The following is a 16,046-nucleotide window of genomic DNA, read 5'->3' as shown; positions in this document are numbered from 1 at the left end:
GCCACAGCACATCGTGCCTTAACCAACCTCCGCTAGCGTGCGCCGACTCTCGCAGAGGACGGCCCCATGAGCCCCCACATCGAAGCCGCAACGCGCCAGACGTTGGCTCCGCCCGCGCATGAGCGGCTGGCGGTGGCGCCATGGCTCCTGATCGGCGTCGTGTTCGTCGTCGCCCTCCTGCTGCGCCAGCTCGTGCCGTTGAACACCGATGTCAGCTGGCTGCTCGTCGTCGGCGAGCGCATGCTGGATGGCCAGAAGCTCTATCGCGACATCATTGAAATCAACCCGCCGATGGCGGCGTTCGCCTATTTGCCCGCCGTCGCGCTCGCACGCGTGCTGCATGTCGATGCGCGGCATGTCATCGACGCGCAGCTGCTGGTGCTGGCGGCAGCCTCGCTCTATGCGACGTCGCGCATCATCCGGCTGTCGTCGAATCTGGCTGCGTTGAACTGGGGGCCGTTCGCGATCTGGGCTGCGGCGGTCGTGACGATCCTGCCGACGGACGTGTTCGGTCAGCGTGAACACATCGCGGCGCTGACGTTCCTGCCGGGGCTCGCCGTGTATGCGTTGCGCAGTCATCGCGACCCGGTCCCGGCCTGGGCGGTGCTGGTGGCCGGCATCGGCGTCGGCATTACCCTCGCGTTCAAGCCGTTCTTCACATTCCCGGCCGCGTTCTGCATCCTGGCGGGCGCCATGCGCGCGCGCAGCTGGCGCCAGCTGTTCGCGCCGGAGAACATCATCGCCGGCGTGATCGTGTCGGTGGTGAGCGTCGGGACCTATCTGCTCTATCCCGAATACTTCACAGTGACGTACCCGCTGGTGCGTGACACCTATCTGTCGTGGTCGATGTCCCCGTCGGCCATCTTCGTCAACGTGGCCACGCTGCTGCTCGTCGTCGCGCTCGCGACGATTGCGCTGACACGCCGGAGCGGCCGGCTCGAAGGGGCGCTGCTCGTCCTGGTCCTGGCGTCGATCGGATTTGCGATCTCGTTCTTTCTGCAGCGGCGCGGCTGGCCGTATCATTCCTATCCGATGATCGCGATGGCCATGCTGACGATGGGCTATGCCATGCTGGTCGGCGCCGATGACCGCGGTCCGGTTCGCCGCGCGAGCGCAGCGTCGATGTTGATTCTGACGGCCGCCTTCGCGCTCGGCCTGCAATGGTTCAATCTGCGCGTCGATGTCGGTCCGATCCCCGAGGCGATCGCCCGGCTGAAGCCGCATCCGAGGCTGTTGGTGCTGAGCGGCGAGGCGGCGATCGGGCATCCGCTGGTGCGCGACATCGGCGCCACCTGGGTGTCGCGCCAGGAGAATCTGTGGATCCGCGAATTCGTCCGGCTGACGCGCGAACGAACCACGGTCGATGCCGCGACCGATGCGAAGCTGAACGGCTATCTGGCGCAGGAGCGCAACTGGCTGGTCGAGGATTTCAAGGCTGGCACGCCCGACATCGTGCTGGTCGACAATCTGCGCGATGGCTGGGGTGACTGGGCCCGGGCCGACGCCGAGCTGCAGCAGCTGCTCAAGCCTTATCGGCTCGTGGCAACGGTTGAGGGAGTCGACATCCTCGAACGGACGGAATGACTATTTCTGCGCAACGCCGATCGCAAAGGTGTAGGGCACGCGCGAATAGTCGTCGTGAATCTCCAGCGTCACGCGGCTGAAGGCGCTGCGCAGCAGGTCGTAATAGCCGGCGCGGTCGCGCACGAAATCGCCGCGATCATTGTCGAGCAGCCATTTGGCAATCCGCGACTGTCCCTCGCGGTAGCAGCCGTCGAGCGTGAACAGCGCGCCATCGGCCGCGAGCACGTCACGAATGTTGGCGAGCGTGGTCTTCAGCTCGTCATCGCCGATGTGGTGCAGCACGCCGTTCATCATCACGACGTCGGCGCCGGCGAACTCGCGCGCGGCGTCCGCATCGAAGTGCCGGCAATGGAACGCGCCGAGATGGCCGAACGACCGCTGCGCATGCGCGATATAGGCCTCGTCGACGTCGAAGCCGGTGTAGTCGATGCCGTCGGGCAAATGGCGCAGGATATAGCCGGGGCCGCAGCCGATATCGATGATGCGCATGCCCGGGCGCAAGGTCAGATAGTCGCGGATCGCCTTGATCCGCGCGCCGAAGAAGCCGCCGGCATTTTGATAGGCTTGATACAGCGCCGGATGTTTCAAGAGCTCCTTCACGAGGAGGCCTCCTCATAGGCCGAGCGGCGCAGCTCCGGTCCGGACTGGGCGAGCAAGGTGTTGAGGGGCGGGCTCTCGATCTCCTCCAGAGCGTCGGTCGACAGCTGTGGCACCCGGCCGCGGCGATGAATCTGCGAGATCAGGAACAGCGGCCGGTTCTTGGACTGGATGTAGATGCGCCCGACATATTCGCCGATCAGGCCGAGCACCAGCAGCTGCACCGAGGAGATCATCACGACCAGCAGGGTCAAGCTGGTCCAGCCGGGCACGGTGCCCGAGAAGATCCAGCTGATTACGGCGCCGATGCCGACGAAGGTCAGCCCGGTCGTCAGCAGCGCGCCGACATAGGTCGCGATCCGCAGCGGCACCATCGAGAAGCTGACCAGCGCGTCGGCGGCGAAGCTGATCATCTTCAGCAGCGGATATTTGGTGCTGCCGGCGAAGCGCGGCGCGCGGTCGTATTCGAACGCCACCTGCTTGTAGCCGAGCCAGGCCACCATGCCGCGGATAAAGCGATCATGCTCCGGCATCTGCACGAGCTGGTCCGAGATGCGGCGGCTCATCAGCCGGAAATCGCCGGTGTCGACGGGGATCTGGACGCGCGTGATCCGGGCGAGCAGGCGGTAGAAGGCCTCGGCCGACCATGTCTTGAAGCGGGTCTCGCCGGCGCGGCTGCGGCGCTGGCCATAGACGACGTCTGCGCCTTCGCGCGCCATCATCGCGTACATGGGCGTCAGCAGCTCCGGCGGATCCTGCAGATCAGCGTCGATCACCAGCACGAGGTCGCCGCGTACGGTCGACAATCCGGCAGTGAGCGCCAGCTGATGGCCGTGATTGCGCGCGAGCTTGACGGCCACGACGTTGCGGTCCTCGGCGAGCAGTTGGTTGATGATGCCCCAGGTGCCGTCAGTGGAGCCGTCGTCGACCAGGATCAGCTCGAACCTTGTGCCGCACAGTGCACGCGCCGCCGCTGTCGTCCGGCGATGAAACTCGCGCAAGCCGTCCGCTTCGTTGTAGCAGGGCACAACGATCGAGACGAACATCTTGCCGGGGCGCGGCGTCTCGTCCTGCAGCTCGGTCAAATGGAAGGCCTCGTGCGACCCCGACGGGGGTTCGGCTGGGCAGTGAGTGTCGACCAGGGGCAGTTAATTGTTCTTCAATTCCGGGTTTCCAGACGGTCAGATTCGCGGCTGCGCGACGCTCGCGGCCTCAGACGCAGACCTCCGGTTAAGCATTTGCCGGCTATTGAGGGCGTGGCGATTGATAGCAGGCCCTCGGCCTGCCATGGCCGACCTCGTGTCAGAACTGGACCGCGGACGATGGACAAGGCCGAGTTTGACCGTTTCGCTGACGCCTACGAGGATCAGCACCGTGCGAACGTCGCGGTGACCGGCGAAGGCACGGAATATTTCGCGGAGTACAAGATCAGGCTGCTGCGGCGGATCGTCGATCGCGGCGGCATCGACGTGGCGCAGATCTGCGATTTCGGCGCCGGCATCGGCAACTCCATCCCGTTCTTCCGGCGGTATTTCCCAGAGGCGGCCCTGACCAACGCCGACGTCTCGGAGCGCAGCCTGGCACTGGCGCGGCAGCGCCATTCCGGCAGCGGCGAGAGCCTGCTGATCGAGCAGGATCACATTCCCTGCGAAGCGGGCCGGTTTGATGTGGTGTTCTCCGCCTGCGTGTTCCACCACATCCCGCATGACCAGCATGTCGCCTGGCTGCGCGAGCTGCACCGGATCACCCGCCCGGGCGGCCTCATCGCGGTGTTCGAACACAATCCGCTCAATCCGCTCACGGTGCGCGCCGTGAACACATGCCCGTTCGATGAGAACGCCGAGCTGATCCTCGCGCGCGACTTGGCGCGGCGGCTGCGTGACGCGGGCTGGCCCGCGCCCCGCACTCGGTACAGCCTGTTCTTCCCGCGCGCGCTCGCCTGGCTGCGGCCGCTTGAAGACACGCTCGGCTGGCTGCCGCTCGGCGCCCAATACGTCGCGCTGGCGCGCAAGGCCTAGGCTGAAATCGATCGTCGCTGCGGTGCGCTCGGTCCTGGTCGCCGACCTCGGCGATGGCCGACTAAAGCGCGATGAGATCAGGATGAATCATCATCGCCTTTAGGTTGTTGTTTGCGCATGATCTATTCGGAAAACCGCTGCGCACTTTTCCGGATCATGCTTTAGCCCGGCTTCGGCCGAGACTCGGGCCGAGCGGCCGAGCATCCGCAGGATGTCGCGTCGCCCACCAATTCTCCCGCAATTGAGATTGCCGCTTCCGAGCCGCTCCAAGGCTCCGGACAGCTCGGTGGCGCGTCCTTGCCGGTCCTGACCCCAAGCGCCGTAAACCAGAGATTGTCGCTGAGGGAAGAAGCAATCCGTTAAAGGTGCCTAAGTATGGTCCGTAAATCTACGGTGGGGTGGGACCATGACCATGAATGTCGACGCGGATGGCGGTTTAATGCTGCCTGCGCTGCAGGCCACGGACCGGCGATCGCGCCTGCCCGTTCTGACGCTCCTTCTCGTCCTGGTTGCGGCGGCCGTGCTCGTGCGGCATCTGGTGACCGCCAATACCGACGTGAGCTGGCTGCTGATCGCGGCGGAGCGCTGGCTGGATGGCCAGAGGCTCTATTCCGAGATTCTCGAGACCAATCCGCCGATGGCGGTGCTGGTCTATGTCCCCGCGCTCCTGATCGCGAGCATCACCGGCTTTCCCGCGGAAGTCGCGCTCGACGCGCTGCTGTTTCTGGCCATCGCGCTTTCGGTCGCCGTGAGCATGCTGGTTCTGCGTCACTCTACGGCCCTCACGCCGCGGCAGCGATGGCCGATGGCGTTGGCGGCGGTCGCCGTCCTCGCGGTGCTGCCCGCGCAATGTTTCGGCCAGCGCGAGCATATCGCCGTGATCGAGCTCCTGCCGGTGCTGGCGGTGCTGTCACTCCGGGCCAATGGTGAGACGCCGCAGCCCTGGGCGGCCATCGTCGCGGGCCTTGGGCTTGGGCTCGCGGTCTGCTTCAAGCCGCATTTTGCGCTGGCCATGCTGTGCGTGATCGCAGTGGTGGCGGCGCATCTGAAATCGCTACGGCTGCTGCTTGCGCCGGAGAACCTGGTCGCTGCGCTTCTGCTGGCGATCTACGGTCTCTGCACGGTGCTGTTCTTCCCGGAATTCTTCACCGACATGTGGCCGCTGATCCGCGACGTCTATTCGCTCGGCCTGCCGCTGTCGCTGATGGTGGCGAAGCCCGGCGTTGCGCTGTGCGTGCTCATTCTGGTGGCCGCGTTGCTGTTCAGGCGCGGCAGCGCCGCGACACCGACGCCGATGGTGCTGCTTTCGGCCTCGGCGGCTTTCCTCGGCGTCTATCTTCTGCAGCGCAAGGGCTTTCCTTACCAATCCTATCCGATGCTCGCCTTCGCCTGGCTCGGCTTCTTCCAGGCGGTCACGGCCTCGCCTGCCGTGGGACGCGACGCACCGGCGCGAACGGGCGTTGCCATTGCAGCCATGGCCACGGCGTTGTTCGCGGCGACGTTCGTCTGGTTCAACAGCGCGATGGACGGTCGTTTTCTCCGGCCGGCGATCGCGCGGACCGGCATCGTGCATCCGACCATCATTGCGGTCACCGGCAATGCCGGCATTGTCCACCCGCTGGCACGCGCCGTCGGCGGCGTCTGGAGCTGGCGTGGCCAGAGCCTGATGGTGGCGAGCTACGAGGATTTCGCCCGCGAGCTCGGCGCCGATCCGCAGGTGCTGGCGCGGATCGCAGGCTATGCGCAGCGCGAGCGCCGCTGGCTGGCCGAGGACATCGGACGGTTCAAGCCGTCGATCCTGCTGGTCGACAACCTGACCAGCGACTGGGGCCAATGGCTGCGCGCGGCACCCGAGCTCGATCGCCTGTTGCGGGATTATCGCCTCGCGGAGACGGTGCAGGACGTCGACGTCTACGTCCGGCGGTCGGACTGAGCGGCGGCGTCCCGCGCCTCATAACCCTTCTCAGCCCTTGGGCTGGATGCCGTCGCGGACGGCGCGGAAGCGCGGGAAGGCCGCCGACCACTGATCGCGCGGCGCGCTGCCGATGATGCGCAGCGTGCTCGGTCCGCCGAAGCGCAGCCACTGCACAACCGTGACAGGCGTATTGTCCTTGCCGCTGGTGGCCTCGACCCGGGTCTCATAGGCGGGCATCCCGTCGATCCGGATCGGCTCGGACATCGTGATACGGGCCTCGCGAACGCCGGGGATGGTGGTGGCGGCCTGCTGGGCTACGCGCCCCCGATCGCCCGCTTCCGGAGCGACCCCGGCGATCAGCCCGATCACCACGAACGGCGCCGCCTCGAAGCCTTTTTCCTCGTCGCCATCGGCGAGTATCAGCGCGCCCGGCCCCAGCATGCGGGTGGTCTTGAACCCGGAGAAATCGGTGACCTTGAACGGCATCAACGACAGCTGCTCGTCGACCGGCACGTCCTTGCGGACCACGGCGGAGGCGAACATCTGCCGCACGGCGTCGTCGGTGTAGATCTTGCTCGCGGCTTCCGGGACCTGCACGGCCACATAGCCGGAGAAACCCGTACCGGGCAGGATCATCGAATAGCGCCGCACCGGCGTCGTGCCGTCCCGTCCGTTCTCGACCGTGTAGTAGGCCGTCCCGGCCGATGTCTCGATGCTCTCCGGCTTGACCGCGCCGGTCCCCCGGGATTGGCGGTAAACGCATTCTTCACCTCGCCATAGGCACCCGCCGGCAGTTCGGTCAACAGCACCTTGACGCTCTGGTCCTCGGTTTCAAACCCGGTGAAGGTCTTGGCCTTGGAGAGCCCCACCAGCGGCGCGAGCCCGATACGGACGCCCGGGGGAAAGACGGCATCCGCGGCCAGCGCCGGTCGCAGCAGGGAGATCGACACGAGCGCAGCGGCGAGAAGTCGGGAGAACATCATGAAGAACAGCCTCGTTCACTGACCAGTTCGATAACCCGGTTCGACGGCCGTGATCGTCCCCGCGGTGGCCGTCCACGGACGAGACGCCTTTTACCGGGTTTGCCGCGCCGGCAACAGGTCGATGGGTGCGACCAGAGGTTCCGCCTGCCGGGGCCGACTCCGTCACCATTATGGTTTCGCTAAGCATGATCCGCGGTCCCCGCGGCGTCCGAATGAGGGCGACTTTGCGGCTCGATCGGCGGCCGCTGCTGGGCCCGCCCGGGTTCTGAGCCTATCTCCGCCCGCATCACCGGCGGCGATGCCCACCTGCTTTGCGGGTCTTCATGGAGTGCCGAGAAAACAGCGGTTTTTTCCGCGCGCCCAAGCCTCCTCCGGTCCTTGCGGGTGCCTCCCCCCCTCCTATATGACGCTCATCGTCGCAATATCGCGAGCATTTGATCTGAGGGGGTTTTGGATGGGCGCGCCGTCAGGGCCCCACCCAACCTGCCGCAAAAAGAAGGATATGAGACCATGGGAAAGGTCATCGGGATCGATCTCGGCACCACGAATTCGTGCGTGGCCGTCATGGACGGCAAATCGTCGAAAGTCATCGAGAACGCCGAGGGCATGCGCACCACGCCGTCGATCGTCGCCTTCAGTGACGATGGCGAGCGGCTGGTCGGCCAGCCGGCCAAGCGCCAGGCGGTGACCAACCCCGAGCGCACCTTCTTCGCAGTGAAGCGCCTGATCGGCCGCCGCTACGACGACCCGATGGTCGAGAAGGACAAGAAGCTCGTCCCCTACAAGATCGTCAAGGCCGGCAACGGCGACGCCTGGGTCGAGGCCGACGGCAAGACCTATTCGCCCTCGCAGGTCTCCGCCTTCATCCTGCAGAAGATGAAGGAGACCGCTGAGGCCCATCTCGGCCAGAAGGTCGACCAGGCCGTCATCACCGTCCCTGCCTATTTCAACGACGCCCAGCGTCAGGCCACCAAGGACGCCGGCAAGATCGCCGGCCTCGAGGTGCTGCGTATCATCAACGAGCCGACCGCAGCGGCGCTCGCCTACGGCCTCGACAAGACCAAGGCCGGCACGATCGCCGTGTACGACCTCGGCGGCGGCACCTTCGACGTCTCGATCCTGGAGATCGGCGACGGCGTGTTCGAGGTAAAGTCGACCAACGGCGACACCTTCCTCGGCGGTGAAGACTTCGACATGCGTCTGGTCAGCTACCTCGCCGACGAATTCCAGAAGGAGCAGGGCATCAACCTGCGCAACGACAAGCTCGCTCTGCAGCGCCTCAAGGAAGCTGCCGAGAAGGCCAAGATCGAGCTGTCGTCGACCACGCAGACCGAGATCAACCTGCCCTTCATCACCGCGGACCAATCCGGTCCGAAGCATCTGACGATGAAGCTGACCCGCGCCAAGTTCGAGGCGCTGGTGGCCGACCTCGTCGAAAAGACTATCGAGCCGTGCCGCAAGGCGCTGAAGGATGCCGGCCTGACTGCCGGTGAGATCGGCGAAGTGGTGCTGGTCGGCGGCATGACCCGCATGCCGAAGATCCAGGAGATGGTGAAGCAGTTCTTCGGCAAGGAGCCGCACAAGGGCGTCAACCCCGACGAGGTGGTGGCGATCGGTGCGGCCATTCAGGCCGGCGTTCTGCAGGGCGACGTCAAGGACGTGCTGCTGCTCGACGTGACCCCGCTGTCGCTGGGCATCGAGACGCTGGGCGGCGTGTTCACCCGCATCATCGACCGCAACACCACGATCCCGACCAAGAAGAGCCAGGTGTTCTCGACCGCCGAGGACAATCAGAACGCGGTCACCATCCGGGTCTTCCAGGGTGAGCGCGAGATGGCGGCCGACAACAAGATGCTCGGTCAGTTCGACCTGATGGGCATTCCGCCGGCGCCGCGCGGCATGCCGCAGATCGAGGTGACGTTCGACATCGACGCCAACGGCATCGTGAACGTTTCCGCCAAGGACAAGGCGACGGCCAAGGAGCAGCAGATCCGCATCCAGGCCTCCGGTGGTCTGTCGGAAGCCGACATCGACAAGATGGTCAAGGACGCCGAGGCCAATGCCGCGGCCGACAAGAAGCGCCGCGAGGCGGTCGACGCCAAGAACCATGCCGACGCGCTGGTGCACTCCACCGAGAAGGCGCTGGCGGAGCATGGCTCGAAGGTCGCCGATACCGAGCGCCGCGCCATCGAGGATGCCGTCAGCGACCTGAAGGAAGCGCTGAAGGGCGACGATGCCGAGGCGATCAAGACCAAGACCAACACCCTGGCCCAGGCGTCGATGAAGCTCGGCGAGGCGATGTACAAGCAGCAGGCTGAGAACGATGCCGCTCGCGACGCTGCAAAGGACGACGTTGTCGACGCGGAGTTCACCGAGGTCGACGACGACAAGAAGAAATCTGCTTAAGCGACGGTAGAGGCTGATAGCCATGACCCCCATGCCAAAGAGCGCAGTCAGCGTCTCGTTGGATGGGGGTCATTTTCATTGAACTGGCGCGCGGCATGCGCGCGAGCCGTTCAGGTCTGACGATGTTCGGGCGGGTTTGATTGATGTCCACCAAGCGCTGCTATTACGAGACCCTGGAAGTCGAGCGCGACGCCGACGAGGGCAAGCTGAAGACGGCGTTCCGCAAGCTCGCCATGAAATGGCACCCGGACAAGAATCCGGGCGATGCCTCCAGCGAAGTGAAGTTCAAGGAGATCAACGAGGCCTATGAGGTGCTGCGCGACGCCGACAAGCGCGCCGCCTATGACCGCTATGGCCATGCCGCGTTCGAGCAGGGTGCCGGCGGCGGTCCGCATGGATTCGGGGCCGGCTTCGCCTCGTCCTTCTCCGACATCTTCGAGGACCTGTTCGGCATGGCCGGACAGCGGCGCGGCGGCACGGGGCGCGAGCGCGGTGCCGACCTGCGCTACAACATGGAGATCACGCTCGAGGAGGCCTTCCAGGGCAAGACCGCGCAGATCGAGATCCCGGTCTCGGTGACCTGCGAGCCCTGCTCCGGCACCGGGGCCAAGGCCGGCACCAAGCCGAAGACCTGCTCGATGTGCGGCGGCGCCGGCCGTGTCCGGCAGGCGCAGGGCTTCTTCACCCTGGAGCGGACCTGTCCCGGCTGTCACGGCCGCGGCCAGATGATCGAGGATCCCTGTCCGTCCTGTTCAGGCTCCGGCCGCGTCACGCGGGACCGTACGCTGTCCGTGAACATTCCCCAGGGCGTCGAGGACGGCACCCGCATCCGTCTCGCCGGCGAGGGCGAGGCCGGCCTGCGCGGCGGCCCGCCCGGAGATCTCTACATTTTCCTGTCGCTCACGGCGCATGAGTTCTTCCAGCGTGACGGCGCCGACCTGCATTGCCGCGTGCCGATCTCGATGGTCACCGCGGCGCTCGGCGGCGAGTTCGAGGTGCCGACGATCGACAAGGGCAAGACCAAGGTGAAAATCCCCGCCGGCGCGCAGTCCGGCCGCCGCTTCCGGATCGCCTCCAAGGGCATGCCCGTGCTGCGCTCGCGCCAGACCGGCGACATGTACGTCCAGATCGTGGTCGAGACGCCGCAGAACCTGACCAAGAAGCAGCAGGAGCTGCTGGCCGAGTTCGAGAAGCTGTCATCGGGTGCAACACAGCCCGAGGCCGCCGGCTTCTTCACCAAGGTCAAGGACTTCTTCGGCAAGGCCGCGAGCTGAGCCCGGGCGCGCGCTCGGCCGTCCCGGCCGGGCGTTGCGCGATTGCCGCGACTTTGCTGCTCTGCACATGCAAAAAATTATCAAATTCAACGATATGACCCCGGACCCGGCAGCCTTAATCGTGAGTTACGGTTCGGCTTGACCGCCCCGCCTGCGACCTATACGTCTTTGTGACTCTTTTCTGACATCGCCGTGAAAACGGTCCCGTCTGGTACCGAGATGCCCCTGCAAACGTCCGTGCGTGCGTCGAAAAAGCCTATTCGTCTGGACGACGAGGTGCGCTTCCTCCGCTCATGGATCGAGAAGCCGCTGCATATGGGCGCGGTGATGCCGTCGGGCCGGCTGCTGGCCCGGACCATGGCGCAGTATGTCGATCCTCATGGCACCGGTCCGGTCATCGAACTCGGACCCGGCACGGGCGCCATCACCAACGCTCTGGTCGAGCATGGCGTCGATCAGAAGCGGCTCGTCCTCGTCGAATACAATCCGAGCTTCTGTGCGCTGCTGCGCGACCGCTATCCTCACGCCAAGGTCGTCCAGGGCGATGCCTATCGCCTCCGCGACACGCTGTGGAACGTTCTGAATGCGCCGGCTTCTGCCGTCGTCTCCGGCCTGCCGCTGGTCACCAAGCCGATGCTGACCCGCATGAAGCTCGTGCGCGATGCGTTCGCCGCGATGTCGCCGAACGCGCCCTTCGTGCAGTTCACCTATTCGGTCGTGCCGCCGATTCCGAAATCGCTGCCCGGCGTCAAGACCGAGGCGTCCGAGCGGATCTGGATGAACCTTCCGCCCGCCCGCGTCTGGGTGTATCGCAAGCCCTGACCGGCAGCCGCGGTTTGCGCGGCGGGTCAGACACCCGTCCGCCCGATGTCCGCGCTCAAAATCCTGATCATCCCCGGCTCGACCCGGGCCGGCTCGCACAACGCGAAGCTCGCTGCGACGGCCGCCCATCAGTTCGCGCAGGCTGGCGCCGACGTCACCCGCATCTCGCTCGCCGACTTCCCGCTGCCGCTCTACGAGGCCGATGTCGAGGCCGCCGCGGGCGTGCCGCGCGAGGCCATCAATCTCAAGCGCATGATGTCAGCGCATCATGGCGTGCTGCTGGTCACGCCGGAATACAACGCCTCGGTGCCGCCGCTGCTCAGCAATGCCATCGCCTGGCTGTCGCGCGTCGACGAGCCGCCGGAGGGCCGCGGCGCGGTGTTCCGCAACAGGCCGTTCGCGCTCGCTGCCGCCTCCGAGAATCGCTTCGGCGGCGTTCGCGCGCTGGCGGCGCTACGCCTGATGCTGACGGCGTGCAACGCGATGGTGATCCCGAGCCAGCTCGCGCTTGCCTTTGCCGACAAGGCGTACAACGACATGGACCGGCTGAAGCTGCCGGCCGACGTGGCCGCGCTCGACGCGCTGGTCAAGCAGCTGATCGAAACCGCCCAACAGATGAATTGAGGTGACATGCCGACCGAGATTGCTCCGCGCGACCGCCTGATCGTCGCCCTCGACCTGCCCGGCGTGGCCGAGGCCGAAGCGATGATCGCTAGGCTCGGCGACAGCGTGACGTTCTACAAGATCGGCATGGAGCTGACCTATGCCGGTGGCCTCGGCCTCGCCGAGCGCCTCGCCGCTTCCGGCAAGCACGTCTTCATGGATCTCAAGCTGCACGACATCCCGAACACCGTCGAGCGCGCCACGCGGCAGATCGCCAGGCTCGGCGCCCGCTTCCTCACCGTGCACGGCTTCTCGCAGAGCATGCGAGCGGCGCTCGCCGGTGCCGCGGGCTCGAGCCTCGAGCTGCTCGCGGTCACCGTGATGACCTCCTACGACGATGCCGACCTCGCCGCCGCCGGCTACGCCATGACCGTCAAGGAGCTCGTCGCCCACCGCGCCGTGCAGGCCCGTGACATCGGCATCCACGGCCTGATCCTGTCGCCCGAGGAGACGGCGCTGGTGCGCCCGCTGGTCGGCCCCGCGATGCAGCTCGTCACCCCCGGGATCCGCCCGGCGGGATCCGACGTTGGCGACCAGAAGCGCATCATGACGCCAGCGCTCGCGATCGCCGGCGGCGCCGACCGCCTCGTCGTCGGCCGCCCCGTCACCGGCGCCGCCGATCCCGCCGCCGCGGCGGAGGCCATCGTCGCCGACATCGCAAGTGCCGTCGCGCTGGTCGGCAAGACCAATCGCGCTTAAGCAACAGCTGATCACACCAAGGAGACCCCAGGGATGCCCAAGGCCTATTGGATCGCCCGCATCGACGTGCACAACATGGACGGCTACAAGGAATACGTCGCGCAGAATGGCGCGGTGTTCCATCAGTACGGCGCCAAATTCCTGGTCCGCGGCGGCCAGTACGAAACCCGCGAAGGCACCTCGCGCTCGCGCAACGTCGTGATCGAGTTCAAGGACTACGCCACCGCGCTCGCGTGCTACAATTCCCCGGAATACCAGCGCCTGGTCGCGATGCGCTCGCCCCATTCGGAAGGCGATTTGGTCATCATCGAGGGCTATGACGGCCCGCAGCCCTGACGCGCAGGCCGGCTCCGCGGCCGCCTCGGTTGCCGCCGCCAGCGGCCCCGGCTATAGCCCCTGACGGGGCGGAGGAACGCGAGATGTCGAAGATGCGCTTGATCGTTGCAGGAGCCGGCGGCCGCATGGGCCGGGCGCTGGTGCGCGCCATCGCCGACAGCGACGGCGCCGAGCTCGCCGGCGCGCTGGAAGCCCCGGGCTCGGAGCTGATCGGCAAGGATTCCGGCCTGCTCGCAGGTCTCCCCGCCAACAACATCAAGCTGTCGGCCGATCTCTGGGCGATGTCGGCCGAGGCCGATGGCATCCTCGATTTCACCGTGCCGGCCGCGACCATCGCCAATGTCGCCATCGCCGCCGAGCGCGGCATCGCGCACATCATCGGCACCACCGGCCTGTCGGCGTCGGACGACGCCGTCATCAAGAGCGTCACCAAGCGCGCCATCGTCGTGCAGTCCGGCAATATGAGCCTCGGCGTCAATCTGCTGGCGGCGCTGGTCAGACAGGTCGCGAAGTCGCTCGACACTGGCTTCGACATCGAGATCCTCGAGATGCACCACAAGCACAAGGTCGACGCGCCCTCCGGCACCGCCTTGATGCTGGGACGCGCCGCCGCCGACGGCCGCGGCATCTCGCTGGAGGACCACTCCGCCCGCGGCCGCGACGGCCTCACCGGCGAGCGCCGCACCGGCGACATCGGGTTTGCGTCGCTGCGCGGCGGCACCGCGGCCGGCGATCACAGCGTCATCTTCGCCGGTCCGTCCGAGCGCCTCGTGCTGTCGCACCAGGCCGAGGACCGCATGATCTTCGCCCACGGCGCGCTGAAGGCGGCGCTGTGGGCCCATGGCAAGCCGCCGGGCTACTACACGATGGACGACGTGCTCGGCCTCAAGGACCTGTTCTAATCAAACCAAGTGGATCTCTAAGCAATGAGCGAACGTCTCCTGGTGCTGGTGCGCCATGGCCAGAGCGAGTGGAACCTGAAGAACCTGTTCACCGGCTGGAAGGATCCTGACCTCACCGCGCAGGGTGTCAGCGAAGCCAAGGACGCCGGCCGCAAGCTGAAGGCGCATGGCCTGTCGTTCGATGTCGCCTTCACCTCCGAGCTGACCCGCGCCCAGCACACCCTGAAGCTGATCCTCGATGAGCTCGGCCAGCCCGGCCTGCCGACGTCCAAGAACCTCGCGCTGAACGAGCGCGACTATGGCGACCTCTCCGGCCTCAACAAGGACGACGCCCGCGCCAAATGGGGCGAGGAGCAGGTCCACGTCTGGCGCCGCTCCTACGACGTCCCCCCGCCCGGCGGCGAAAGCCTGAAGGACACCCTCGCCCGCGCGCTGCCCTACTACGTCCAGGAGATCCTGCCCGGCGTCCTCAACGGCCAGCGCACCCTGGTCGCCGCCCACGGCAACTCGCTCCGCGCCTTGATCATGGTGCTGGAGAAGCTGACGCCGGAAGGCATTCTGAAGCGCGAGCTCGCCACCGGCGTGCCGATCATCTACCGCCTCAAGGCGGATTCGACCGTGGAGTCGAAGCTGGACCTGGCGGGCTAACAGTCGCAAGCGCGACCAGCCCCGTCAGTTGACGGCGCCCTCCATGAGTTGAAGCGCCACTCTCCGCCCCGTCACCAGTGCCCCCCTCGCCCCGTTCTTACGGGGAGAGGGCTGGGGTGAGGGGCCGCCCCACGGGAAGTGCCTCTTCAAAGCCCCCAACGACGCGGCTAATTAGTTAGCTCGTCATGCCCGGGCTCGTCCCGGGCATCCATCTCTTTCGCAAGACTCTTTCCAAGACGATGGATGGCCGGGTCAAGCCCGGCCATGACGGACTGGGTGACCCAACTACGACCGTAGCTGACGCCACGTCGTCCGCAGGCACGCGCCACCACACGTCCCGTCACCGGCCCCGCCGATCATTCCCCGATTCACATCTCAAACAGCCCCGCCCACGGCTCCACGACCTCGCGGCGCATCCGCCCGAGTCGTGCTCCAACCATGTCCCTCCGAACAATCGAGAGGGCGCAGGGAATGCCGGATGCTGGCCGCACCCATGGCCCGCCTGCAGAAGTAAAAGCAGGCGGCAGTCACCACAGGTTCAGCCGAGAACAACCGGCATTCCCTGCGCGATGGTCTTCACGCTTATACGCAGTCTCCCTGGTGCGCCGGGCTTGTTGGCCACCATGCCGCGACAATGCTTGCGCATTGCGCGGGTGACACCAGCGTCGGGGTGTCAGGACGCTGCGACTTCACGTCCACGGTCCAGCCGTTCGTCGGCGCGCCAGAAGACACGCTGCGGCAGACCGCGGCCATCGCCTCCCCACCTCGCGTGTCGTGACGATCGCGCGCAACGCCCCTCTCGTTGAGGCGGGACGGAAAGATAGAAACATGATTTCCGAAAAATAGCAATAGAAATATGTTTAAAGGAAGTCGTTACAACCAAGATGGCCAATGTGCCTCTCGATGACGCTTCTAGCCCATTCGTCCGTCGCCTTCGTTCTTGCGACGCCGCCGCGAGGCCCGCAGGCACTCGAAGGCCAAGTAACCAACCATCAGTACAATGATGAGGATCCAGACGTAGTCGCCGGGATGGCGCTTCACTGCTTGAAACGCTGCGACCACCACGAACATGACCGCGAACCATGTGTCGACGTCGTGCCCCATCGGGTCAATCTCCAGAGTGAGCTTAGCGCTGGTCGCCGCGCGACGGTGCGGATCTTGAGGTCAGGGCCTATCCGTTAGGGTATGCCCGCAAGTAC

14 protein-coding genes and 1 pseudogene are annotated in these 16,046 nt (G+C 66.0%); 11 read left to right on the top strand and 4 right to left on the bottom strand.

All coding sequences use genetic code 11. The features are described 5' to 3' along the window. Positions 1–66 precede the first annotated feature (66 nt). Positions 67–1,584 carry a hypothetical protein gene (locus BRAD285_RS33555; RefSeq protein ID WP_006612704.1) on the top strand — a complete coding sequence of 506 codons (1,518 nt, stop codon included), beginning with the start codon at positions 67–69 and terminating at the stop codon, positions 1,582–1,584. Here the strand turns inward: BRAD285_RS33555 and BRAD285_RS33550 are convergent, their stop codons facing one another. Together BRAD285_RS33550 and BRAD285_RS33545 are read right to left on the bottom strand one after the other, a co-directional pair. After that, positions 1,585–2,184, bottom strand: a complete 600-nt coding sequence (locus BRAD285_RS33550) for a bifunctional 2-polyprenyl-6-hydroxyphenol methylase/3-demethylubiquinol 3-O-methyltransferase UbiG (protein ID WP_006612705.1) — start codon at positions 2,182–2,184, stop codon at positions 1,585–1,587. It lies immediately after the preceding gene. Further along, positions 2,181–3,227: a glycosyltransferase family 2 protein gene (locus tag BRAD285_RS33545; RefSeq protein WP_006612706.1), complete on the bottom strand. Its 1,047-nt coding sequence runs from the start codon at positions 3,225–3,227 to the stop codon at positions 2,181–2,183. Before BRAD285_RS33545 ends, BRAD285_RS33550 begins: the two co-directional genes overlap by 4 nt. Positions 3,228–3,503: 276 nt before the next feature. Between BRAD285_RS33545 and BRAD285_RS33540 the strand changes: the two genes are divergently transcribed. Both BRAD285_RS33540 and BRAD285_RS33535 read left to right on the top strand, forming a co-directional pair. Next, positions 3,504–4,199, top strand: a complete 696-nt coding sequence (locus tag BRAD285_RS33540) for a class I SAM-dependent methyltransferase (protein ID WP_006612707.1) — start codon at positions 3,504–3,506, stop codon at positions 4,197–4,199. A gap of 406 nt (positions 4,200–4,605) precedes the next feature. Next, complete coding sequence (locus BRAD285_RS33535) at positions 4,606–6,132, top strand: hypothetical protein (RefSeq protein ID WP_006613248.1); 1,527 nt, start codon at positions 4,606–4,608, stop codon at positions 6,130–6,132. A gap of 30 nt (positions 6,133–6,162) precedes the next feature. On the opposite strand, the pseudogene BRAD285_RS33530 reads toward BRAD285_RS33535, so the two are convergent. Further along, positions 6,163–7,097 (bottom strand): annotated as a pseudogene (locus BRAD285_RS33530) (hypothetical protein). 510 nt (positions 7,098–7,607) lie between these two features. Between BRAD285_RS33530 and dnaK the strand changes: the two are divergent. The 8 genes from dnaK to BRAD285_RS33490 all read left to right on the top strand — a co-directional run bounded on the left by dnaK (position 7,608) and on the right by BRAD285_RS33490 (position 14,847). After that, positions 7,608–9,503 carry a molecular chaperone DnaK gene (dnaK, locus tag BRAD285_RS33525; RefSeq protein ID WP_006613250.1) on the top strand — a complete coding sequence of 632 codons (1,896 nt, stop codon included), beginning with the start codon at positions 7,608–7,610 and terminating at the stop codon, positions 9,501–9,503. Positions 9,504–9,646: 143 nt separating this feature from the next. After that, a complete protein-coding gene (dnaJ, locus tag BRAD285_RS33520; RefSeq protein ID WP_006613251.1) occupies positions 9,647–10,777 on the top strand; it encodes a molecular chaperone DnaJ in 1,131 nt (376 codons plus the stop codon). A gap of 219 nt (positions 10,778–10,996) precedes the next feature. Continuing rightward, a complete protein-coding gene (locus tag BRAD285_RS33515; protein ID WP_006613252.1) occupies positions 10,997–11,599 on the top strand; it encodes a class I SAM-dependent methyltransferase in 603 nt (200 codons plus the stop codon). 45 nt (positions 11,600–11,644) lie between these two features. Then, a complete protein-coding gene (locus BRAD285_RS33510; protein ID WP_006613253.1) occupies positions 11,645–12,223 on the top strand; it encodes an NADPH-dependent FMN reductase in 579 nt (192 codons plus the stop codon). A 6-nt stretch (positions 12,224–12,229) separates the two neighbouring features. Then, on the top strand, positions 12,230–12,961 hold the full coding sequence (gene pyrF / locus BRAD285_RS33505; RefSeq protein WP_006613254.1) for an orotidine-5'-phosphate decarboxylase: 732 nt from the start codon (positions 12,230–12,232) through the stop codon (positions 12,959–12,961). 33 nt (positions 12,962–12,994) lie between these two features. After that, complete coding sequence (locus BRAD285_RS33500; RefSeq protein WP_006613255.1) at positions 12,995–13,297, top strand: DUF1330 domain-containing protein; 303 nt, start codon at positions 12,995–12,997, stop codon at positions 13,295–13,297. An 83-nt stretch (positions 13,298–13,380) separates the two neighbouring features. After that, positions 13,381–14,199, top strand: a complete 819-nt coding sequence (gene dapB / locus BRAD285_RS33495) for a 4-hydroxy-tetrahydrodipicolinate reductase (RefSeq protein ID WP_006613256.1) — start codon at positions 13,381–13,383, stop codon at positions 14,197–14,199. A gap of 24 nt (positions 14,200–14,223) precedes the next feature. Then, entirely contained in the window at positions 14,224–14,847 is a 624-nt protein-coding gene (locus tag BRAD285_RS33490; RefSeq protein WP_006613257.1) for a 2,3-bisphosphoglycerate-dependent phosphoglycerate mutase, read from the top strand. Positions 14,848–15,759: 912 nt separating this feature from the next. Here BRAD285_RS33490 and BRAD285_RS33480 read toward each other — a convergent pair. Further along, positions 15,760–15,951: a hypothetical protein gene (locus tag BRAD285_RS33480; protein WP_006610930.1), complete on the bottom strand. Its 192-nt coding sequence runs from the start codon at positions 15,949–15,951 to the stop codon at positions 15,760–15,762. Between the last annotated feature and the right edge of the window lie 95 nt (positions 15,952–16,046).

Source organism: Bradyrhizobium sp. ORS 285 (assembly GCF_900176205.1).
Taxonomy (GTDB): Bacteria; Pseudomonadota; Alphaproteobacteria; order Rhizobiales; family Xanthobacteraceae; genus Bradyrhizobium.
The sequence above is the reverse complement of the archived record's forward strand: the minus strand, read 5'-3'. Positions and strand labels throughout refer to the sequence as shown.